The following is a 21,642-nucleotide window of genomic DNA, read 5'->3' as shown; positions in this document are numbered from 1 at the left end:
TCCGCCGGGACTTCGCTCAAGACGGGCCGTTCGGCGCCTCCTCTGTCGCTTACATCCCCCCTCCACCGCCTGTCACATTCGTCTTCACGTGTCGTTCACCCAGGGGTCGTAGCGTGCCCGCATGGCGGATCGTTACCCGACGTCGGTGCCGTACCGGCAGCGGACGGACGGCTACAACACGTACCGGATCCCAGCGGCGGTGGTGACGAAGGCGGGCACCGTGCTGGCGTTCGCGGAGGGGCGGCATGCCTCGGCCGGCGACTCCGGTCACATCGACGTCGTGCTCAGGAGGTCCACGGACGGCGGCAGGACGTGGGGGCCCCTGCAGGTGGTCGCCACGGAGTCGCGCCGGGGCACCGCGGGCAACCCCGCGCCGGCGGCGCTGGCCGACGGCCGGATCGTGCTCGTCTTCGTCCGGCAGGGGCCGCAGGCCACCGAGGACAAGATCAGGCGCGGCCAGGTGGCGGCGGCCGACGGGCGGCGGGTGTTCGTGCAGGTCAGCTCGGACGACGGGGTCACCTGGCCGGCGCCCCGTGAGATCACCGGCAGCGTGAAGCGCTCCGAGTGGCGCTGGTACGCGACCGCTCCCGGGCACGCCGTCGCGCTGCGCAGCGGCCGGATCGTGGTGCCCGCCAACCACTCGCTGCCGCCCTCCGGGGCCGACAACGGGACCGAGGGCAAGTACAACGGCGGTCACGGGCTGCTGAGCGACGACGGCGGCCAGACCTGGCGCATCGGGTACGTCGACGACAACCCGGACGGGTACATCAACGTCAACGAGACCACGGCGACCGAGCTGCCCGACGGCCGCCTCTACCTCAACACGCGCACCGAGTCCACCGCCCCGGGCACCAGGGCCGACGCCTACTCCGCCGACGGCGGACAGACGCTCATGCTGCCCTTCCGGCCGCAGGCGGGGCTGGTGGGGCCGGTGGTGGAGAGCAGCACGCTGTGGTGCTCGTCGCCGGACGTGCTCCTGTTCTCGGGCCCGGCCGCCCCGGACGCGCGGGCCCTGATGACGGTACGCGCCAGCGACGACCTGGGCGTGACCTGGCGGGTCGCGCACACGGTGTCGGGCCTGCCGGCCGCCTACTCCGACCTGGTCCGGGTCGACGGGGACACGGTGGGCCTGCTGTTCGAGACCGGCGACTTCGGCGCGTACGAGAGCATCGCCTTCCGCCGCCTCCCCATCGCCGAGCTCGCCCCCTGACTCCTCACGCGCCGAGCGGGTTGGGCAGCCTGGTCCAGCTGTCACCGGGCGGCGCGCCCTCCAGGCGGGACAGCAGGTGGGCCTTGACCGTGAGATGCGGGCCGAACAGGGCCTCGCGGTCCTCGGCGCACGCGAACTCCGCGGAGCGGGCGGCCTTGGCCACGACGTCCCACAGCCGGGACTCGGCGGCCCGGTCGCCCTGGCAGAACAGCGCGATCAGGCTGCTGAACGTGGTGCCGACGAGCCCGCCGAAGAGCTTGGCGTGCAGCGTCCCCGGGTCGTCCGTGAGCAGCCTGGCGCTGACCGGTGGCACCTCGATCCCGTTGCGGGCGAGCCGGGCCGGGCTGATCCTGACGTCGGCCAGGTCGCGGTAGACCAGCCGGCACGGGAGGCCGTCCCGGTCGAGCTCGACCAGCAGGTTCTGGCCGTGCGCCTCCAGCGCCACGCCGAGCGCCAGCAGGCCCAGGGCCTCCCGCCAGACCAGGCGGGCGAACGCGGCCAGCCAGGCCGCCGGGTCCCGCACCGTCGCGCGGGTGACGGCCCCGACGGGGATCGCGTTCCCGGTCGGCTCGCGGAGCATGGCGGACACGTCGGGGCTGTGCTCGCCGTTCACCTTCCCGGCGGCGCCGGCCAGGTAGCGGGCGATGCCGAGCCGCCCGCCCAGCCGGGCGGACAGGGTGGAGAGCAGGTCCGACAGGTGGACGCAGTCGCGGACCGAGCCGGGGGAGATGTCCCTGACGCCGGAGGTCATCCGGGTGCTGAAGGCCGTCTTGACGTGCGGGCCGCCGTCGAGGGGGGCGAGGGTCCGTACGGACATCAGCGGGCGGGCCGGGACGGCGCCCGTGACGTGCGGCCGCAGGCCCAGCGCGGGCAGGACGTGGGCGCTCTGCCAGGGGTGCACGGGGAGCAGGAGCCGGTCGCCGTCCATGAGCGCGGCCGGCCACGGGCCAGAGACCAGGCAGTCCGCGGCGGGCAGCGCGAGCAGGTCCAGGCGGACGACGGCGCGGTGCTCCGGCATGTACGCGAGCTGCTCCGCCACGGAGACGCCGGGGCGGCTGCGGCAGCCCGGGTGGTACGGATGGCCGTCCACCACGCTCTGCTCGTACTCCTCGGGGGTGGCCGGGACGCGGGCGGGCTCCGCGCGGGACAGCGCCAGCGAGGCCACACTGTTGTCCAGGTCCTCGACCAGCTCGGCGGTGCCGGTCAGGCCGAGGGCGGCCAGCAGCTCGGCGGGGTGGGTATAGGGGTGGCCGTCCAGCCAGAGCGCCGGCTCGCCCCCGAGGTCGTACGGCTCCCGCGCCGGCCCGGTGAGCACGCGGCCGTCCGCCAGCTCGACGCGGGCCCGTCCCCGCAGGAGCCCGGGGAGCGGTTCGTAGAGGAGGCTGCGCCAGAGGCGGCCGAGTACGGCGGCCCGCGCGTCCGGGAGGGCCGCGTTGTACGCCGCCGAGAGCTCCGGGCGCACCAGGGAAAGGTCGGCCGCGAATTCCGCCTCCCAACGCCTCATAATTCCCACCATTTCCAGGAAACACGCCCAGTAGCTACCCTGTTGGCACCAATAGGGACAAAGGGTAGGGATAAGGTCGCCATGGCTCCTACCGACGGCCTTCTTCCTCTCCCGCGAGAGGTACAGACAGACGCCGCGAACCTCGCGACTACGGCACTGCTCAACTGCCTGATCCGCGAAGTCGCCCGGCCCGCGCGGGCCGGCGCTTTCCTGCTGCCCGCGACCGATCAGGTCCTGCGCGTCGCCGGAGGGCGGTTCCCGGACCGGGCCGAGCAGCGGACGCCCGGCGGCTGGCGCCCGCTCTCGCTGGACGACCTGGTCGAGCTGACGGCCGCCGAACTGCGTGCGGGGACCGGGGTCGACAACGACTCGCTGCCCGCCGAGATCACCCACAGCCGGGACGTCATGGTGGCCCTGCTGGCCGCCAGGCGGGCCGCGACGCCGCCCGCTGACCTCTACCTGCGCTCCGAACAGGCCCTCGTCGCCGGCCATCGCTACCACCCCGCGCCCAAGGCCCGCGGCGGGTCCGGGCCCGCCGCCTGGCTCCCGTACTCGCCGGAGGCGTACGCGAGCTTCGCGCTGCCGCTGCTCGGCGTGCCGGCCGGGCAACTGGTGGAGGTGGGGGAGACGGACGCGCTCGACCGGCTGGGGCCGCCTCCCGGCGACGGCCTGGCGCTGCTGCCCGCGCATCCCTGGCAGCTGGAGCTGCTGGGCGGCCCGCCGCTGCGCCAGGTGGGCGTCGCCCGGGTGCTCGCGTCGCCGACCTCGTCGATCCGCACGGTGTACCTGCCCGAGCTGGACCTGTTCTGCAAGTTCAGCCTGGACGTGCGGATCACGAACGACGTGCGGCGGCTGTGGCTGCGCGACCTGGCCAGGCTGAGCGCGGTCGCCGACGTCGTCGGGCAGGCGTTCGAGGACCTGCCCGACCACGTGGCGCGCCCCGCCGTGCTGCGCGACCGCGGCTACCGCAGCGCCGAGCTGGACGGGGACGGCGGCGAGGCGCTGGCGGTGATCGTCCGCGACGGGCTGCGCGAGCACGTGCGCCCGGGGCTGACGGTGCTGCTCGCGGCGGGGATCAGCGAGGGCTTCCCCGGCAACCCGCTCGACGGGTTGGGCGAGGAACAGGCGCTCGTGTGGTGGGAACGCTACCTCGACCACGTGGTGCCCCCGCTCCTGCACGCCTATTTCCGCCACGGGGTCATGCTGGAGTGCCACCTGCAGAACGTGCTGATCGCGGTGGACGAGCAGGGGTTTCCCGCGCAGGCCGTCCTCCGCGACCACGAGGGCGTCAAGCTCGTCGCGGAGCGGCACCCGCTGCTGAAGGGCGTCGGCGGGGTGCAGGCGTGGGAGCGGCTGGTGTACTGCTTGGTGACCAACAACCTCTGCGAGATCGCGGGAGCCCTCGCCGAGCGCCACCCCGGGATGAGGGGGGAGCTGTGGGCACGGGCCAGGACCGTGTTCACCGGGTGCGCCAAGGACCACGGCGACCCCGACCAACTGCGCGATCTGCTGGCCGCCACGCACATCCCGGCCAAGGCCAACCTGCTGCTGCGCTGGCTGAACGCCGGGGGCGGTGACATGAGGGCCGTGCCCGTGCCCAACCCGCTGGCTCAGTGACCCGGCGCCGGGACGCATAGCGGGGCCGCGGGGAGGCGTCTGAGAGGGTGACGTCTATCCCTGGAGGTGATCGTGGACGCCGCGGACGAGCGACGTTTCCGCGAGTTCGTCTCAGCACGCTCTCCCGCACTCATGCGGCTCGGGTTCCTGCTCACCGGCGGTGACCAGCACGCGGCCGAGGACCTGGTGCAGACCGCGCTGGCGAAGCTGGCGGCCAAGTGGCGGCGGGTGGAGGCGCCCGAGGCGTACGCCAAGCAGATCATGTACCGCCAGCAGATCAGCTGGTGGCGGGCGAGCACGCGGCGCGGCGAGGTCGTGCAGGCGGCGCTGCCCGAGCCGGCCGAGCGGGACCTCAACCACCAGAGCGAGCTGCGCATGGTGCTGAGGTCGGCGCTGGCGCGGCTCACGGCGCGGCAGCGCACCGTGCTGGTGCTGCGGTATTTCGAGGACCTGCCCGAGCAGGAAGTGGCGCGGGCGCTGGGCTGCTCCGTCGGAACGGTCAGGAGCACGGCGCACAGGTCGCTGGCCCGCCTGCGCGAGATCGCCCCCGAACTGGCCCAGGAACTGGAGGTGGCCAAGTGACGAACCTGCTTCGCGACACTTTGCGGGAGTGGGCCGACGAGACCAAGGTGCCGCACGATCTGGCGGACCGGGCGCTGCGGAGGCGCGCCTGGAAGCCCGTCGGCATGGCGGTGCTGGCCGTGGGGCTGGTGACGGCGGTCGCGGTGTTCGCCGTGGGCCTGCGCGGCACCGGGCCGGACGTGCGCGACCCGCAGGCCACCATGCGCGCGGCCACCGGCGTCACGCTGCCCCCGCGCCCGTCACCCGCGCCGACCGACGTGCGGACCGACACGGAGCACAGCCCGCCGGTCAAGCTGATCGCCGCGGGACGCATGGCCGTGTCCGCGTACAACACCGTCCGGCGGGAGCAGGTCTCGGACAACGAGCAACGGGTCCTGCGCACGTGGTCGCTGTACGACCCGCGGACCGACGGCTATGAGGAGACCTCGTACGTCTGGGTGGACGTGGCCCCCGGGCTGCAGGTCGCCGCCGTGCTGGAGGGGGAGCTGATCAGCAGGCGGCTGGGCATCCTCGACCTGAACACCCGGCAGATCCTCAAGTGGATCGACCTGGAGCACCCGGTGGGGTCGGTCGCCTGGTCCCCCGACGGCACCAAGGTCCTGGCCACGGCGTACTCCGGCTACCCGGACATCCTGCAGGGGAAGGGCGACCAGGCGGCCTCGATGGGGAACAGCCCCCGTACCGGCTACTACATCGTCGACGTCGAGGCGGGCACGGCCGACTACCACGAGCTGCCGCCGATGGGCGACGGGTTGCACAACGACGACAAGCCCTTCAACGTCAACGGCCGCCAGGACCTCAGCTGGAGCCTGGACGGCACGCTGCTCTGGGCGCCTACCAGCACCACTCCGGACCGGGTCTTCTACACCCTCGACGGCGAGCCGGCGCAGGCGCCCCAGGGCGACCGGTACGTGAACTACTCGCGTATCTCGGCGCTCTCCCCGAACGGCCGGCTGGTCCTGGGCCCCGACGGCCTGCCGACCAAGATCACGGACGTGGGTACGGGCCAGGCCGTCGGGCGGCAGCGGGTGCTGCAGCTGCACGCCTGGGCCGACGACGACAACGTCATCGCCATGGGGTGCGCCGGGTCGTGCGAGAGCGAGTTCAACAACGGGCTGGTCCTGGTCAGCGTGGACGGTCAGCGGACGACGCAGCTCGGCGCGAACCGCCGGTCCGACCAGGACGGCTCCTGGCGGTGGGTGCTCACCCCCAGATAACTGGATCGATCGTTCTCGAATGTGCTAGCTTGGTGCCGTGGCGAGGAGCAAGGAGTTCGATCCCGAGGTCGCGTTGCAGAAGGCTCTGGAGCTGTTCTGGGAGCGCGGATACGAGGCGACGTCGATGGCGGACCTCGTGGAGCACCTCGGGATCGCGCGGGCGAGCATCTACGGCACCTTCGGCGGCAAGCGCGAGCTCTACCTGAAGGCCCTGGAGCGCTACCTGGACCAGCACAACGTGGTCGAGCGGCTGGCCAGGCCGGGGCCCGCGCTGCCCGCCGTCCGGGCCTTCCTCGACTCCTACGTCGCGGAATGCCTGGCCGACGAGCTGCGACGGGGCTGCATGGTGGTGAACACGGCGGTGGAGTTCGCCGCGCGCGACGCCGCCGTGTCCCGCAAGGTGACGGAGAGCTGGGCGGGGCTGGAGGCCGTGCTCGCCGCCACCCTGGTCAGGGCGCGCGCCCAGGGCGAGATCCCGGCGGGCAAGGACCCGTACGCGCTGGCCAGGTTCCTGCTCGTGCTGCTCCAGGGCATCAGGGTGCTCGGCAGGGCCGACCCCGATCCGCGCCGCCTGCGTGACGCGGTCGACCAGGCCATGGTGGCCGTCCAAATTTGAGAACGATTGGTATCGAATAGATGAGTCGTTTTGAAGGCAAGGTCGCCCTGGTGACCGGTGCGAGCGGGGTCCTGGGACGGGCCGCGGCGCTGGCGTACGCGGGTGAGGGCGCTGCCGTGCTGGTCGCGGGGCGCGACCAGGCCAGGCTGGCCGAGGTCGTGAAGCTGATCGAGGAGCGGGGCGGGCGGGCGAGCGCGTTCGCCGTGGACGTCACCCGGTCGGCGGAGGTCGCCGCCATGGTCGAGGCCGCGGTCTCCCGCCACGGCGGGCTCGACGTCGCGCTCAACGCGGCCGGCGTCTTCGGCATGCTCGCCCCGCTGGCCGACTACGACGAGGAGGTCTGGGACACCGCGCTCGCCGTGAACCTCAAGGGCGTGTTCCTGTCGATGAAGCACGAGATCGCCCACATGCGCGCCAACGGCGGCGGGACCATCGTCAACGTGGCCTCCAACCTCGGCGCGCACTGGCGGTTGCCGGGGGCCGCCGCGTACGCGGCCTCGAAGGCCGGGGTGAGCTACCTGACCCGCACCGCGGCCCGCGACCACATCGCCGACGGCGTACGGATCAACGCCGTCAGCCCCGGCCCGATCGACTCGCCCATGGCCACGCGGCCCGGCGAGACCCGGGAGGAGCGGGACGAGCGCATGCGGGGCGCGCTGCCGATCGGCCGGGTCGCCACGCCCGAGGAGGTCGCCGCGGCGGCCCTGTGGCTGTCGGCGCCGGAGTCGAGCTTCGTCGTGGGCCAGGACCACGTGATCGACGGCGGCGCCACCGCCTGAACCGGGGCAGCAGTACGGCTCGCGCCCCCCGATGAAGGGCGCGAGCCGCATGAAAGGGTTCAGACCCGGCTGATGCGGACCGCGTCGGCGATGACGTAGCCCGTGCCCGAGGTCCAGCGGCTCACGCCGACGGCGTTGTACGTGCCGGCGTTGAGCGAGAAGGTGCCCAGGCTCTTCCAGGCCCCTCCACCGGAACGCTGGTCGACGTAGACGGTCTGGTTGCCGCCCGACGCCGCCACGATGTACGGCGCCGAGCTGTTGTACCCGGGATCATCCGGATACCAGACCTCGACCCGGTACGTCCCCGCGCTGGGGATGGTCGCCGAGTACCAGGCCGGGTCGCTGGAGGCGACCGGGTCGGCGAAGCGGTAGTCGTCGCCGTAGCGCTGGCTGGAGTAGGTGGAGGTGCCCCAGTTGGCGCTGGCGGTGAACTGGCCGGAGGTGGTGTTGTCGATGGTCGTCGACCACGACGGGGTGCCGCCACCGGTCACGTAGTTCATGTACGTGGTCCAGTTCCAGTTCGAACCCGGGTCGGTGTGGGTCGCGCCCGGGACCTGGTTGTGGCCGATGATGTGGCTGCGGTCCTTCGGGATGCCGTACTTGTCGCAGATGGCCTTGGTCAGGGCCGCGGAAGCCCGGTACATCGCGTCGGTGAACCACGAGGCGTCGTCGACGAAGCCCTCGTGCTCGATGCCGATGGACCTGGTGTTGTAGCTCCAGTTGCCGGCGTGCCAGGCGATGTCCTTGTCACGCACCATCTGGGTGATGGCGCCGTTGGAGGACTTGACCACGTAGTGGGCGGAGACCTGCGCGGCGGAGTTCTGGAACCAGGAGATGGTGCCGGCGTACGAGCCCTGGGTGACGTGGATGATCACCCGGTCGATGGCGTAGGCCGACGGGCGGCTGGAGGCGGTGTAGTTGCTGGAGCTGGCGGCCACCCACGCGGCCGGCGGGTAGTCGGGGCTGGCCACTTCGGCCTGCGCGTTCAGCTGGCGGGCCTTGGCGAGCTCGCCGCGGTCGGCGGTGATCTCCTGCGGCTTGACCTGGACGCCGCGGATGTCGATGCCGAGGCCGAGCTGCTCGTACACGGCGTCGGCGTAGAGGCGGGCCAGCTCGGGCGAGGAGGCGTTGCCGTACTTGGCCACGGCCTGGTACCAGCGCCCGGCGTCCTTCCTGGCCGTCTCGTCGAGGCCCAGCCCGTCGGCGTGGGCACGCAGCACGGCCGCGCCGCCGAGGATGTTCGCCTCGTCGTCGGCCTTCAGCTTGTCGACCGGGAGCTTGGTCAGCTCGGCGGCCTTCTCGAGCGAGTGGTTGGTCGGATTGCTGACCAGGTGCATCACGCCGTATCCGCCGCTGGCGCTGGGCTCGCCCTTGTGACCGTCGAGGTGGGTCTCGGCGTAGGCGAGCGCGACGAGCACGTCGCGCGGGACGTCCTGCGCGGCGGCCGCCTTGGCGAACGCCGCCTGGAGCGGGCTGTCCTTGGCCACCGCCAGGGCGGGCTGGCCTGCGGAGATGAGGACGACGGCGAGGATCGAGGTGGCAAGGGCCGCTAATCGCGTGCGGACGAGAGTCATGGGTGCTCCTCGTTGGTGGTAAGCGCGTGCACCGTAGGCGCGCGGGACCGCTACCTCCGGTGGACCGCTAGACGCGCCCACCGTATGGCACGTCCTGACTTATGTCGATAATTGACATTACTGGCGTGTTAGGTGAAACTTTTCTCCCCCTTGACGGCGGTGGTTCGGTCCCGCCTGGCATGGCGCGGTGCGGAGTCCCGAGATTGGGCCCCTCCGAAGTTGTGAAGACTGTTGCGCTTTTATCTGAAGACGCTGAAACTTCTTTTCGTGATCGCGCTGCGCACCGCTCTCGCGGCCCTCGCCGTACTCGCCCATCTCGTGACCTCCACCTCCTCCGCCGCCGCAGCCGCCTGCACGACCGACCCGGCCACTCCGAAACGCCAGCTCAGGGCCATGTGGATCTCGTCGGTCGCGAACATCGACTGGCCCAGCGCCACCGGGCTGAGCGCGGCGAAGCAGCAGGCCGAGTTCAAGGCGTGGCTGGACCTGGCCGTGCAGAAGCGCATGAACGCCGTGGTCGTGCAGATCAGGCCCACGGCCGACGCGTTCTGGCCGTCGCCGTTCGAGCCGTGGTCGGAGTGGCTGAGCGGCACCCAGGGCGGGAACCCCGGGTACGACCCGCTGGCCTTCATGGTCAACGAGGCGCATGCCCGCAACCTGGAGTTCCACGCGTGGTTCAACCCGTACCGGATCGCGAACCACGCCGACCCGAACAAGCTCGTGGCCACGCACCCGGCGCGGCAACACCCCGACTGGCGCTTCGCGTACGGCGGGAAGCTCTACTACAACCCGGGCATCCCGGCGGTACGCGCCTTCATCCAGGACGCGATCATGGACGCCGTCTCCAAGTACGACGTGGACGGCGTGCACCTCGACGACTACTTCTACCCCTATCCGGTCGACGGCCAGACCATCCCAGACGCGAGCACCTTCGCCCAGTACGGCGGCGGGTTCGGCAACGTCGCGGACTGGCGGCGCAACAACGTCAACCTGCTCGTGCAGGAGCTGGGCCAGCGCATTCACACCGCGAAGCCGCACGTGTCGTTCGGGATCAGCCCGTTCGGCATCTGGCGCAACTCCGGGACCGACGCGTTGGGCTCGCGTACGTCCGGGCTGCAGTCGTACGACGCGATCTACGCCGACAGCCGCAAGTGGGTCAAGCAGGGCTGGGTGGACTACATCGCGCCCCAGATCTACTGGCACATCGGCTTCTCCGCCGCCGCCTACGAGGTGCTCACCGCCTGGTGGTCCGACCAGGTGCGGGGCACCGGTGTGCAGCTCGTGGTCGGCCAGGCCGCCTACCGCGCCGGAGCCTCCGGGCAGGACGCCGCCTGGCAGGACCCGGCGGAGCTGAGCGACCACCTGACCGACAACCGGCGGCATCCCGAGGTGGCCGGGGACATCTACTTCAGCGCGAAGGACGTCAAGGCGGACCGGATCGGGTCGTTCACCCGCGTGATGAACGCCCACTACACCCGGCCCGCGCTGCTGCCCGCCCGCGGCTCGGCGGCGGCGCCGGCGGCGCCCGCGATCACCTCGGCCACCCAGGGCTCGGGCGGCGTCCAGCTCGCGTGGACGGGCTCGGGCACCTCCTACGCGGTGTACCGGGTGAGCGGGTCGCAGTCGGCCGCGGACCCGTGCTTCTTCGCCGACGCCCGGAACCTGGTCACGACGACCAGGAAGACGTCGTTCACCGACCCGGCCGCCGCCACCGGGGCGTTCACCTACTACGTGACCGCGCTCAACCGCACGAACCAGGAGAGCCAGCCCAGCGCGGGCAAGCCCGTGGGGTCGTCCGGCGACGCGTTCAGCGTCGTGATCGACAACTCGGACGCGGGCTTCACCGCCAGTACGAACTGGGGCACCTCCGCCTTCTCCGGGCAGCTGCACGGCACCGACTACCGCTTCGCCAACCCCGTCTCGGCCAGCGATCCCGCCTGGTACCAGACGACCATCCCCAGCGCCGGTACGTATCGGGTCGAGGTGTGGCATCCCGCCGACGCCGGTTACAACAGCGCGACGCCGTACATCGTGGCCGCCTCCGGCGGGAACCAGACGGTCACCGTGGACCAGCGCACCGGCGGCGGGCAGTGGCGGGTGCTGGGCACGTACACGCTGGCGGCGGGCACGTACAACGTGGTCGGGGTGAGCCGGTGGACCTCGGGGACGGGGTACGTCATCGCCGACGCCGTCCGCATCACCAAGACCTGACCCAGTCGGTTGGAGGGTCGGTTGGAGGGACCCGGTTGGAGGGACCCGGTTGGAGGCTGGGCAGGGCCGGTGCGTGATCGTACGATGAGCCGGTGGACGGTGTCCGTCCGCGGCCGATCGACGCGGTCGCGGTCCTGGCCGCGGGAGGCTTGACGCTGGCGACCGGCTACACCGGCCCGGTCCTCGTGGTCCTGCTCGCGGCGGCGGTGCCGGTGCTCTGGACGCGCCGGGCGCCGCTCACCGTCGCCTGGGTCAGCGCGGGCACGGCGATCGCCCTGCCCGTGCTCTCCGTGATCTGGCACGTGCCGTTGCCGGACGGCGCGCCGATCTGGCCGCCGACGTGCGCCTTCGCCGCGTACGGCGCGATGGCGTACGCGGCGGGGCGATACCGCGGCATCCAGCGCTGGCTGCCGGTGATCATCCTGGCCTTGGCCGTCCTGTCCCTCCCCGACCGCCTCCCGCTGATCCTGCGCACCGAGACGGCGCTCGCCCTGGCCACCCTGTACGGCATGTACGTGGCCGTCAGGGAGCGCCTGCGCCGCGAGCTGGCGGAGCGGGCCCAGCGGGTCGAGCGCGAACGGCTGGCGGGCGAGATGCACGACGTCGTGACCCACCGGGTCAGCCGGATGGTCCTGCAGGCCGGGGTGCTCGCCATGGCGTCAGGTGACGAGCGCGCGAGGGCGGCGGCGGAGGAGATCCGGGCGACGGGGTTCGAGGCGCTGGACGAGCTGCGCCACATGGTGGCGCTGCTGCGGCGCGGCACCGGGGAGGGGTTCGACCTGGGGCTGCCGCTGCCCGACCTGCGGCCGCTGGTGACCGAGTCGGCCTGCGCGGGCGTGCCGGCCGAGCTGGTGGTGGACGGCACGCCGGTGCCCGTCTCGGGCGTGGTGGGGCGTACCGCGTACCTGATGGTCGAGGAGGCCCTCACCAACGTCCGCAAGCACGCGCCCGGGGCGGAGGCGCGGGTGCGGGTGCGTTATCTCCCGGGGTCGGTACGGATCGCCGTGCGCAACACCCCCGGCCAGCCGGACGCCTGGGTCGGCGGCGCCGGGCCCGGGATGGGGCTGCCGGACCTGCGGCGGCAGGTGGAGCTGGTGGGCGGCACCCTGGAGACCGGGAAGGACCGGGACGGCGGCTTCCGCGTCGAGGCGACGTTCCCTACGCCCGCGTGACGTTCCCTGCGCCCGCGTCAACGACGGGGTGAGCCGACGGGTCAGCTCCAGCCGTTCAGCAGGCGCTCGAACTGGGCGTTCGCCTCCGCGGGGTCGTAGCCGGGCAGGGCCTCGCGCATGAGGGCGTGGGTCTGGCGCTGGGCGTCCGCGCACGCCTCGCCCACCGCGGCGAGCGTCTGCTCGGCCAGCTCCTGGCTGCCCAGGCGGGTCGCGCGAGGGCCGTACCGGACGTTCAGGACGCGCCCGTTGACGTCGACCATCGCCTTGACCTGGCCGGAGGCCGCCTCGCCGGTGCCGACGATCTTGTCGAGGTCCTCCTGGGCGGCTTCGAGCCAGCCCAGCAACTGCTCACCCTGCCGGGCGACCTCGTCCAGGTCCTGTTCCCTGATGTCGGCCGGGTCGTAGGGATGGCGGTACACGCTTGCCTCCGAGCCTAGAGAAGATCGCGGGCGGCCTGCTCGACCCGCTGGCGTACGAACGTCTCGTCGAGGGGTTCGGGCAGGTCCGCGGCCCCCATGGCCTCGTCCGCGATCTCCTGCGCCTTGCGGGCCGCGTCCTCCTGGGCCGCCTGGAGCACGGCGGTCACCTCGCGTCCGAACGTCGCCTCGTCGAGCCGCAGAACGCGCGGGTCGATGCGCAGGCGTGTCAGCCCGCCCTGGCCGTCGGCGGCCGCCTCCAGCAGCCCGTCCTTGCTCCTGGCCAGGCCCTCCACCTGCCGGATCGCGGCCTGCGCCGCGCGCAGGTCGCGGATGACCCGCTGGCCCTGGGCGGCGTACTCCTCCAGGTATTCGGCGTCGTGGTCGGGTGAGGGGACGGACATGGCGACCTCCGGGTGGTCAGGAGAGGAAACCAGGCCGCCAAGTCTAGACATACACCGACAAGATCATTACTGAGCGATGTAGGTCTCATTAACAAGAACTGTTGCACGTGCGGCGATATGCCCCTATATGGTCATTTGGCATGACGGGACTTGAGATAGCTCTGGGGGCGGTGGGGCAGGAAGCCTCCCGGATCAGGACCCACGGGGAGGACTACGGCGCGGCTCTCGCGCCGATGCACGGACGTGGGGATGGCGTGTCGTCCTGGGGGGACGACGGCCTCTTCGCCGTTTTCACCAGCACGTACGCCGAATCCCGCGCGGTGTCCATGGCCGCGCTCTCCGGGCTCTCCCAGGAGATGGCCGCGACCGGCGAGGGCCTGCAGGCCGTGGTGAAGAACACCGGCGAGACCGAGGCCGCCAACGTCGAGGCCGTGCAGAACCTGGGCCGCACGTGGGTGTGACGCTTCCCCCGGAGGCCGCCGGGGTCATGCAGATGCTCGGGCCGTACCCGACCTTCGACGAGGACGACGCCAGGCGGGAGGGCGGCGCGGTGCGCCTGGCCCACGCGAACTCGGTGCCCGCCGCGGCGGGGGCCGACTCGTCGGTACGCGCCACGCAGCAGGTCTACCGAGGCGAGTCCGCCGCCGCCATGCAGGGCCACTGGGATCGCACGGGGGCGGGGCAGAACGGCCACGTCGCCCAGGCCAACGCCGCGCTGAAGCTGGCTCCCGCGGTGCTCGAAGGCGCCGCGGCGGTGGTGTCGGCGGTGAAGGTCGCGGCGGGCACCCAGGCGGTCTACACCTCGGTCGAACTGACCAGGCTGCTGGCGTTCGGCGGGGCGCTGGGAGTGACCGCCGCCACCGCGCGCGTGCTCATGCGCCGCAAGGTCGTCGGGAAGATCCTGCGCGAGGGCAGCGAGGGCACCGGCAAGGTCATCGCCCCCATCGTGCGCCGCCGCATCACCGATCCCATGCGCCGCGTCCTCGACGACCTGCGCCGTCCCGGAGGTCCGGGCGGGCCGCGCCCGGCGCTCGCGGGGGCGGGCGGGCGGACCGTCCCGCTCCGGCCGGGCACGTCGGGCCCCCGTTCCGTCCAGGACGGCATGGCCCAGATGGCCCGCGGGGGAAGGCGGGGCGGCGGGGGCCGCGGTGGGGGCCGTGGCGGCTGGAGCGACAGCGACGGAATCAAATTCCATGGAAAAGTCCCCAAAAACACGGACAACATGACGAAAGAGGAGGCGGAGGCGCTCAAGGCAAAACTGGAACAGAGCGTCAGTGAACGGGAGCTGCAGCTGAAGTGGTACAACGACGGCGATGCAGGGCACGTGCACAGGGTTGAAGAGGAGAAGGGGGCAATTGGCATGCTCAAGCGCTTCCTGGGGGGAAAGTAACAGCCGATGCAGACGCAAACTGGCGACGACCTGATCCAGCGCATCCGCGCGCATTCGCGCGAGGACGACGTCGTCGGGCCGGCGGCCAACGACCTGCTGGGCGAGCTGTACGACGGATACCCTGTCGGGAACCTCGCCGGGCTCCTGCACAGCGGCGACGACGCGGCCGTGCGGACGGCGACCTGGTTGCTGTCGGAGCTGGGAGAGCTCGCCGCCCCGATGATGGACGAGATCCCCGTCCTGCTCGCCCACCCGTCCGCCCAGGTGCGGTTCTACGCGGTCGAAGTCGTCCTGGTCAACGGCGAGGCCCGGCACGGCCCGGCCATCGCGCGGGTCATCAACCTGAGCACGGACTACGACACCGGCGTCCGCTGGCAGGTGCTCGGTTTCCTGGCCTCCGCCTCGACGGACCAGCTGGCGGCCGGGGCGGCGAACCTGCAGGCCGGTCCGGTCAAGGAACTGGCCGGATGGCTGGTCCGCCTGGACGACGAGGAGCCCGACCCGCGTGAGGTCCTCGCCCGGCTCGAAGGGCCCGACCCGACGGCCCGGCTGTTCGCCGCGGCGGCCGCCGGGCGCCTGTCCGAGGAGGACACGGGCCTCTTGGAGCACGCGGTCAACGCGGAGGACGAGGAGATCCGTACGTTCGCCCAGAGGTGGCTGAGCGGGTCGGACTGAGCCTGCCCCGTCCCAGGGGGAGACCTGGGTCGGATGCCGGAGTCCTACCAGGGAACGATCGGAAGCGTCCTGTGGAAGGATGCCCCGGAGCCGCTCCGCGGGCGAGTGTTGACCTATGAATCGACTCGCCCGGACGGCCGTGCTCCTTCTCGCGGTCGTTCTGCTCGCCTCGTGCGGGGCCGGGGGCACTGTCCCCCCGGCCACTCACACCGGTCATACGGGACACGCCGCCAAGGCCACGGCGGCGGCGGCCCCGCTGCGGGCCGGTGAACGGTTCGTCAACCTCACGATGGCGGAGCCGTACACGCCGAACCCGCCCAACGGAGGCACGGACGACTACCGCTGCTTCCTCATCGACCCCAAGCTGACGGGCAAGGTGTTCCTGACCGGCGCCCAGTTCCAGCCCCAGAACCTCGACCTCGTCCACCACGCGATCTTCTTCAGGGTCGCCCCCGAGCGCGCCGCCCAGGCGCGCGCCATCGACGAGCGCAGCCCCGGCCAGGGCTGGACGTGCTTCGGCGACGACGGCGTCGGCGACTCCGCGTGGGTGGCGCACTGGGCCCCCGGCACCAGCGAGACGCTGCTCAACCCCAAGTACGGCTACGAGCTGCCGCCGGGCAGCCGGCTTGTCATGCAGGTCCACTACAACCTGCTGGGCGTGGAGGGCAAGCCGGGCACCGACCGCTCGGGCATCCGCCTCCGCGTGACGGACCAGACCCTGCAGCCCTTGGAGACCGCCCTGTTCCAGGCCCCGGTCGAGCTGCCCTGCACGCCGAAGGAGTCGGGACCGCTCTGCGACCGGGCCGCCGCGGTCAAGGACGTCGGCGCCAGGTTCGGCGAGGAGCTCACGAAGCAGGTGGCGATCCTCGGCAAGTACTGCGGCCCGACCAAACCGGGGCCGACCCAGCACTGCGACATGCCCGTCGAGGGCACCGCCACGGTGCAGGCCATGGCGGGCCACATGCACCTGCTCGGCCGCTCCATCAAGGTCGAGCTCAACCCCGGCACCGCGAAGGCGCAGACGCTCCTGGACGTGCCCGAGTACAACTTCGACGACCAGGCGCTGCGGGTCCTGCCCAAGCCCGTCACGGTCAAGCGGGGCGACGTCGTACGGGTGACGTGCACGCACGACGCGGGCCTGCGCGCCCAGCTGCCCCAGCTGCAGAAGCTGCCGCCCCGGTACGTGGTGTGGGGCGACGGGACCAGCGACGAGATGTGCCTGGGCATCGCCGTCGTGACGCCCGGCGCCGCGTGACCTTCCCTTGCCGAGGCGGCGAGCGGAGAGAGAACGCCCCGCTGCCGGGTTCGCCCCGGCGGCGGGGATACACCCCCCTCAGACGGCGACGGGCCCCTGCTCCTCCCATCGCGTGAGCACCGCCCGGTGCCCGGTCTGCAGGCCGGTGCCCGGGTCGATCGCGAAGTCGCCGAACAGGGTGGCCGTCTCCAGGCCGGCGGCGGCCGACCACAGCTCTTCCCGCCCGGTGCCGCCCGCCCGGACGGCGCAGTGCGTCGCGATGATCGCGGCGGCGACCCCCTGGACGGCGAGGTAGTTCGGCGGCACGCCGGTCCTCTTCTCGTAGGCGGCGACGAACTCCCCCTCGGAGACCCCGATGGCCACCTCGCCCCCGCTGCCGGGGAACCACTGGCCGACGCCGTAGATCCCGCGCGGGTCGCCGACGGCCGGGCCGAACTCCCGCACCCCGGCGGCCACGGCGCAGACGACCCGCGGGCGGCGGGCCCGCCGGACCACCTCGACGTCCTCGTCGAAGGTCCCGGCGCAGAAGAGATTCCAGGAGTCCTCCACCGGGCCGCCGAGGACCACCGGGATGCCCACCTCGTGCGCGGTCCGCGCGGCGCCCTCCGCGACCTGCAGGGCGAAGCGCCCCTTGCCGCTCACGATCCGGAGCGGGCTGAGGTCGCCGCTCTCCGCGAGATGGCGGACGAACGGCTCGGCGTAGCGGCCGGCCGGCGTCTGGACGGAGACGACGTGCCCGGGGTTGGCCGCCTGCACGTCGTCCCCCGAACCGCCGTGGTTCCAGATCAGCCGGTCGAGCGCCGCGCCGATGCGGCCCGCCCGCCCCATGAGCTGCGTCGAGTACGGCCCCAGCAGCAGGTCGCACTGCCCGGCCAGCCGGGGGAGCACGACGTCCAGGGAGCCGGGCTCGCTGTGGTCGTCCTCGACGACCAGCTCCACGGACGGGTCGAGGGACTGCCACACTTCCAGCCCGATCTGGACCTGCACGCCGAAACGGGCGTGCTTCCCCGACAGGGAAACGGGCACCCCGATGCGGAGTCGCGAGGCGTGGGACGTCATCCCATCCTCACTCCCCAGCCAGCAGGACAATAACCCTGACCTGGGCTTTCGTTGGGTTCGGCGGCCTCGTGAGCGGATAGGGACCACCACGTGAGCGAGGAGATTCTCAAGGCCGAGGGGCTGCGCAAGACCTTCCCCGGCGTGGTCGCCCTCGACGGCGTGGACCTGAGCCTGCGCACCGGCGAGGTGCACGTCCTGCTGGGCGAGAACGGCGCGGGCAAGAGCACGCTGATCAAGATTCTCTCGGGCGCCTACCACCCAGACGCGGGCCGGGTCCTGATGGACGGTCACCCGGTGCGCCTCCGCACCGCGGGCGACGCGCGGCGGCTGGGGATCTCCACCATCTACCAGGAGCTCAACCTGGTCCCCCAGCTCTCGGTCGCCGAGAACCTCGCGCTCGGCCGCCCGCCGCGCAGGTTCGGGTTCGTGGCCACCGGGCGCATGGAGCGGCAGGCCCAGGGCCTCCTGGACCGGGTCGGCGTGGACGTGCACCCGCGTACGCCGGTCGCCGGGCTGGGCATCGCGCGCATGCAGATGATCGAGATCGCGAAGGCGCTGGCCCTGGACGCGCGGGTGCTGATCATGGACGAGCCCACGGCCGTGCTCACCACCGGCGAGGTCGCCCGGCTGTTCGCGATCGTGCGGCGGCTGCGCGACGAGGGCGTGGCGGTCGTGTTCATCACCCATCACCTGGAGGAGATCGCCGAGCTCGGCGACCGGGTGACCGTGCTGCGCGACGGCAGGTCCGTGGCCCAGGTGCCCGCGAACACCGGCAGGGACGAGCTGGTCGCCCTCATGGTCGGGCGCCCCGTCGATCAGCGGTACCCGCGGCGGCCGGCCAGGCGGGGCGATCCGCTGCTCAAGGTGTCCGGGCTGACCCGCGGGGGCGCGTTCCGCGACGTGTCGTTCGAGGTGCGGGCCGGCGAGGTGGTCGGAATGGCCGGGCTCGTCGGTGCGGGCCGTACGGAGGTGGCGCGGGCGGTGTTCGGGGCCGATCGCTACGACGCGGGCGAGGTCACCGTGCGGGGGGCGCGGCTGCCGCCCGGCGACGTGCCCGCCGCCATGGAGGCGGGGCTCGGCCTCGTCCCCGAGGACCGCAAGGGCCAGGGCCTGGTCCTGCAGGCGGACGTCGCCGAGAACCTCAGCCTGGTCACCATGCGCGAGGCCACCAGGGCGGGCTTCGTGGAGCGTTCCACGCTTCGCTCGGCCGCCGCGAAGGCGGCCGAGCGGCTCGGCATCCGGATGACCGGGCTGGACCAGGAGGTGCGCACGCTCTCCGGCGGCAACCAGCAGAAGGTGGTCATCGGCAAGTGGCTGGCGGCGGACGCGCGCGTGCTCATCCTCGACGAGCCGACGCGCGGCGTCGACGTCGGCGCCAAGGTCGAGATCTACGAGCTCGTCAACGAGCTGACGGCGGCGGGGGACGCGGTGCTGATGATCTCCAGCGACCTGCCGGAGGTCCTCGGGATGAGCGATCGGATCCTGGTCATGGCGCGGGGGCGGCTCGTCGGCGAGCTGCGCGCGGCCGGGGCCACGCAGGACGACGTGATGAGCCTGGCCGTGGCTGAGGTGGCGGGTCCTCGTGCGGAGTGACGTGCTCCTGGGCCGCCGGTCGCCGCCGGCGGCGTGGTTCGCCGAGAACGGGGCGCTGGCGGCCCTCGTGGTGCTGGTCGTGGCGCTGTCGCTGCTGTCTCCCGACTTCCTGGGCGTGCGGAACCTGCTCAACGTCGGCGTCCAGGCCGCCGTCACCGCGATCCTGGCGTTCGGGCAGACGTTCGTGATCGTGACGGGCGGCATCGACCTGTCCGTGGGCTCGGTCGCCGCGCTCTCCGCGATCGTCCTGGCCTGGACCGCCACCGCCGCCGGCCTCCCGTGGCCGCTGGCCACCCTGGCGTCCCTGGCGGTCGGGGTGGCGTGCGGGCTGGTCAGCGCGGTCCTGATCGCGTACGGCAAGCTGCCGCCGTTCATCGCCACGCTGGCCATGCTCGGCATCGCCCGCGGCCTGGCCCTGGTCATCTCGGAGGGCAGCCCGATCCCGATGCCGGACGCCGTCTCGCACCTGGGCGATACGATCGGCGGTTTCCTGCCGGTCCCGGTGATCGTGATGGTGGTCATGGGGGTGATCGCGGCCGTGATACTCAACCGCACGTACGCGGGCCGCGCCATGTACGCCATCGGCGGCAACGAGGAGGCCGCCCGCCTGTCGGGCATCCGCGTCTCCCGTCAGAAGATCGTCACGTACGCGCTGGCCGGCGGCTTCGCGGCGGTGGCCGGGATCGTGCTGGCCAGCCGGCTGGCCTCGGCGCAGCCCCAGGCGGCGGCCGGCTACGAGCTCGACGCCATCGCGGCCGTCGTGATCGGCGGCGCCAGCCTGTCAGGGGGGAAGGGCCGGGCGCTCGGCACGTTCGTCGGCGCGCTGATCCTGGCCGTCCTGCGCAACGGCCTGAACCTGCTGTCGGTCTCGGCGTTCTGGCAGCAGGTCGTGATCGGCGTGGTCATCGCGCTGGCGGTGCTCGCCGACACCCTGCGGCGCAGGGCGACCACCTAGGGGGGAAGATCATGCGGATGCTCACAGCGGGTGCCGCGCTCGCCTGCCTGACCGCGTGCGGCGGCGGGGGAGCCCCGGGCGACGTCAAGATCGGCATGTCGGTGTCGACGCTGAACAACCCGTACTTCGTGCGTTTCCGGGACGGCGCGCAGGCCGAGGCGAAGAAGCTGGGCGTCAAGCTGACCGTCACCGACGCCCAGAACGACGCCTCGCAGCAGGTGAACCAGGTCCAGAACTTCACCAGCCAGAACATGAAGGCGATCATCATCAACCCGGTCGACTCCGACGCGGCCGCCCCCGCGGTCAAGGCGGCCGACCGGTTCGACATCCCGGTGATCGCCGCCGACCGCGGCGTCAACGGCGCGGCGGTGGCCCAGACCGTGGCCTCCGACAACGTGGCCGGCGGGCGGCTCGCCGCCCAGGAACTGGCCGGGCTGCTCGGCGAGAAGGGGAACGTGGCCGTGCTCCAGGGCGTGCCGGGCACCTCCGCCTCGCGCGACCGCGGCAAGGGGTTCGCCGAGGGCGTCGCGGCGTACCCGGACATCAAGGTCGTGGCGCAGCAGCCGGCGGACTTCGATCGGGCCAAGGGCCTGGACGTCATGACGAACCTGATCCAGTCGCACCCCGACCTCGCCGGCGTGTTCGCCGAGAACGACGAGATGGCCCTGGGCGCGATCAAGGCCCTGGGGGCCAGGGCCGGGCGGCAGGTCAAGGTGGTCGGGTTCGACGGCACGCCCGACGCGATCAAGGCGGTGCGGGCCGGCGCGCTCTCCGCCACCGTGGCCCAGCAGCCCAGGCTGCTGGGGCAGGCGGCGGTGGACGCCGCCGTGAAGGCCGCCAAGGGGGAGAGCATCCCGAAGGCGGTGGCCGTCCCCGTGAAGGCGGCCACCAAGCAGAACGCCGACCAGTTCGACTGAGACTGAGCCGTTCGGCGCTCCCATCCGTCCAAGTAGGTGTGAAGAAAATGTGGCGAATCGTGTTGATGCCTGTGCTCCTGCCGGCCCTGACCCTGTCCGTGGTCCCGGCCCCGGCGCAGGCGGCCGTCGCGCCGAAGAAGGTGCTGGTCGAGTACTGGAAGCAGGGCGGGTTCGCGGGGCTGAAGGATCATGTGGTCGTCTACGGCAACGGTTGCGTGCGGCTCAGCCGCCGGACGGGGCCGACCGTCGACAAGTGCCTCACGGGCAAGGAGGAGCGCAAGCTGCGCACGTACCTCAAGAGCCTCAAGCTCGGGCGGTCCGAGGGAAACCCGCCGGGGGCGGACTTCCTCAAGTACACGCTTGTTTATAAGAAGCATCGCGTCAGCCGCTACACGCTCCCGCCGAGCTGGCAGCCCGTCGTGCAGCACCTCGACAAGATCATGGTGAAGTACTGGGCCCCGGACTGAGCCGGGTCTCCATCAAGTGATTGACCGAG

At 72.1% G+C, this 21,642-nt stretch carries 21 protein-coding genes; 16 read left to right on the top strand and 5 right to left on the bottom strand.

Annotated elements, in window-relative coordinates:
• The first annotated feature begins 121 nt into the window (after positions 1 to 121).
• The gene (locus ABZS69_RS03920; RefSeq protein WP_355366016.1) at positions 122 to 1,210 is read left to right on the top strand and encodes a sialidase family protein; all 1,089 of its coding nucleotides are present in this window, start codon (positions 122 to 124) and stop codon (positions 1,208 to 1,210) included.
• Positions 1,211 to 1,214: 4 nt separating this feature from the next.
• Here ABZS69_RS03920 and ABZS69_RS03915 read toward each other — a convergent pair whose 3' ends face one another.
• On the bottom strand, positions 1,215 to 2,714 hold the full coding sequence (locus tag ABZS69_RS03915; protein ID WP_355366013.1) for an IucA/IucC family protein: 1,500 nt from the start codon (positions 2,712 to 2,714) through the stop codon (positions 1,215 to 1,217).
• An 81-nt stretch (positions 2,715 to 2,795) separates the two neighbouring features.
• Here ABZS69_RS03915 and ABZS69_RS03910 point away from each other — a divergent pair, with 81 nt between their 5' ends.
• The 5 genes from ABZS69_RS03910 to ABZS69_RS03890 all read left to right on the top strand — a co-directional run bounded on the left by ABZS69_RS03910 (position 2,796) and on the right by ABZS69_RS03890 (position 7,525).
• Positions 2,796 to 4,331 (top strand): IucA/IucC family C-terminal-domain containing protein, encoded by a 1,536-nt coding sequence (locus ABZS69_RS03910; RefSeq protein ID WP_355366010.1) that lies wholly within the window; start codon positions 2,796 to 2,798, stop codon positions 4,329 to 4,331.
• A 72-nt stretch (positions 4,332 to 4,403) separates the two neighbouring features.
• Positions 4,404 to 4,913, top strand: coding sequence for a SigE family RNA polymerase sigma factor (locus ABZS69_RS03905; protein ID WP_355366007.1), 510 nt, complete (start codon positions 4,404 to 4,406; stop codon positions 4,911 to 4,913).
• Positions 4,910 to 6,130 (top strand): hypothetical protein, encoded by a 1,221-nt coding sequence (locus tag ABZS69_RS03900; protein ID WP_355366004.1) that lies wholly within the window; start codon positions 4,910 to 4,912, stop codon positions 6,128 to 6,130. The genes ABZS69_RS03905 and ABZS69_RS03900 overlap by 4 nt, the downstream gene beginning before the upstream one ends.
• A 37-nt stretch (positions 6,131 to 6,167) precedes the next feature.
• The gene (locus tag ABZS69_RS03895; RefSeq protein ID WP_355366001.1) at positions 6,168 to 6,746 is read left to right on the top strand and encodes a TetR family transcriptional regulator; all 579 of its coding nucleotides are present in this window, start codon (positions 6,168 to 6,170) and stop codon (positions 6,744 to 6,746) included.
• Between the two features lie 20 nt (positions 6,747 to 6,766).
• Positions 6,767 to 7,525: an SDR family oxidoreductase gene (locus tag ABZS69_RS03890; protein ID WP_355365998.1), complete on the top strand. Its 759-nt coding sequence runs from the start codon at positions 6,767 to 6,769 to the stop codon at positions 7,523 to 7,525.
• A gap of 59 nt (positions 7,526 to 7,584) precedes the next feature.
• Here the strand turns inward: ABZS69_RS03890 and ABZS69_RS03885 are convergent, their stop codons facing one another.
• Entirely contained in the window at positions 7,585 to 9,099 is a 1,515-nt protein-coding gene (locus ABZS69_RS03885) for an N-acetylmuramoyl-L-alanine amidase (RefSeq protein ID WP_355365995.1), read from the bottom strand.
• A 267-nt stretch (positions 9,100 to 9,366) separates the two neighbouring features.
• Between ABZS69_RS03885 and ABZS69_RS03880 the strand changes: the two genes are divergently transcribed.
• Both ABZS69_RS03880 and ABZS69_RS03875 read left to right on the top strand, forming a co-directional pair.
• Positions 9,367 to 11,310 (top strand): family 10 glycosylhydrolase, encoded by a 1,944-nt coding sequence (locus tag ABZS69_RS03880; RefSeq protein ID WP_355365992.1) that lies wholly within the window; start codon positions 9,367 to 9,369, stop codon positions 11,308 to 11,310.
• Positions 11,311 to 11,402: 92 nt separating this feature from the next.
• On the top strand, positions 11,403 to 12,482 hold the full coding sequence (locus tag ABZS69_RS03875) for a histidine kinase (RefSeq protein ID WP_355365989.1): 1,080 nt from the start codon (positions 11,403 to 11,405) through the stop codon (positions 12,480 to 12,482).
• Positions 12,483 to 12,523: 41 nt separating this feature from the next.
• On the opposite strand, the gene ABZS69_RS03870 is transcribed toward ABZS69_RS03875, so the two are convergent.
• Positions 12,524 to 12,901, bottom strand: a complete 378-nt coding sequence (locus ABZS69_RS03870; RefSeq protein WP_355365986.1) for a YbaB/EbfC family nucleoid-associated protein — start codon at positions 12,899 to 12,901, stop codon at positions 12,524 to 12,526.
• Positions 12,902 to 12,915: 14 nt separating this feature from the next.
• Complete coding sequence (locus tag ABZS69_RS03865; protein ID WP_355365983.1) at positions 12,916 to 13,302, bottom strand: YbaB/EbfC family nucleoid-associated protein; 387 nt, start codon at positions 13,300 to 13,302, stop codon at positions 12,916 to 12,918.
• Between the two features lie 140 nt (positions 13,303 to 13,442).
• Between ABZS69_RS03865 and ABZS69_RS03860 the strand changes: the two genes are divergently transcribed.
• The 4 genes from ABZS69_RS03860 (at position 13,443) to ABZS69_RS03845 (ending at position 16,622) form a co-directional block, all read left to right on the top strand.
• Entirely contained in the window at positions 13,443 to 13,763 is a 321-nt protein-coding gene (locus ABZS69_RS03860) for a hypothetical protein (RefSeq protein ID WP_355365980.1), read from the top strand.
• Complete coding sequence (locus tag ABZS69_RS03855; RefSeq protein ID WP_355365978.1) at positions 13,760 to 14,692, top strand: hypothetical protein; 933 nt, start codon at positions 13,760 to 13,762, stop codon at positions 14,690 to 14,692. The genes ABZS69_RS03860 and ABZS69_RS03855 overlap by 4 nt, the downstream gene beginning before the upstream one ends.
• A 6-nt stretch (positions 14,693 to 14,698) precedes the next feature.
• A complete protein-coding gene (locus ABZS69_RS03850) occupies positions 14,699 to 15,367 on the top strand; it encodes a hypothetical protein (RefSeq protein ID WP_355365975.1) in 669 nt (222 codons plus the stop codon).
• 115 nt (positions 15,368 to 15,482) lie between these two features.
• Entirely contained in the window at positions 15,483 to 16,622 is a 1,140-nt protein-coding gene (locus tag ABZS69_RS03845; RefSeq protein ID WP_355365972.1) for a monooxygenase, read from the top strand.
• 78 nt (positions 16,623 to 16,700) lie between these two features.
• Here ABZS69_RS03845 and ABZS69_RS03840 read toward each other — a convergent pair whose 3' ends face one another.
• Positions 16,701 to 17,681 carry a hypothetical protein gene (locus ABZS69_RS03840; RefSeq protein WP_355365969.1) on the bottom strand — a complete coding sequence of 327 codons (981 nt, stop codon included), beginning with the start codon at positions 17,679 to 17,681 and terminating at the stop codon, positions 16,701 to 16,703.
• 90 nt (positions 17,682 to 17,771) lie between these two features.
• Between ABZS69_RS03840 and ABZS69_RS03835 the strand changes: the two genes are divergently transcribed.
• The 4 genes from ABZS69_RS03835 to ABZS69_RS03820 are packed head-to-tail and all read left to right on the top strand — an operon-like array spanning position 17,772 to position 21,613.
• Positions 17,772 to 19,274, top strand: coding sequence for a sugar ABC transporter ATP-binding protein (locus ABZS69_RS03835; protein WP_355365966.1), 1,503 nt, complete (start codon positions 17,772 to 17,774; stop codon positions 19,272 to 19,274).
• A complete protein-coding gene (locus tag ABZS69_RS03830) occupies positions 19,264 to 20,229 on the top strand; it encodes an ABC transporter permease (RefSeq protein WP_355365963.1) in 966 nt (321 codons plus the stop codon). Before ABZS69_RS03835 ends, ABZS69_RS03830 begins: the two co-directional genes overlap by 11 nt.
• A gap of 11 nt (positions 20,230 to 20,240) precedes the next feature.
• Positions 20,241 to 21,146, top strand: a complete 906-nt coding sequence (locus ABZS69_RS03825) for a substrate-binding domain-containing protein (protein ID WP_355365960.1) — start codon at positions 20,241 to 20,243, stop codon at positions 21,144 to 21,146.
• A 59-nt stretch (positions 21,147 to 21,205) separates the two neighbouring features.
• Complete coding sequence (locus ABZS69_RS03820; RefSeq protein WP_355365957.1) at positions 21,206 to 21,613, top strand: hypothetical protein; 408 nt, start codon at positions 21,206 to 21,208, stop codon at positions 21,611 to 21,613.
• Positions 21,614 to 21,642 lie beyond the last annotated feature (29 nt).

Origin of the sequence: Nonomuraea sp. NPDC005650 (assembly GCF_040605375.1) — a bacterium.
Taxonomy (GTDB): domain Bacteria; phylum Actinomycetota; class Actinomycetes; order Streptosporangiales; family Streptosporangiaceae; genus Nonomuraea.
The sequence above is the reverse complement of the archived record's forward strand: the minus strand, read 5'-3'. Positions and strand labels throughout refer to the sequence as shown.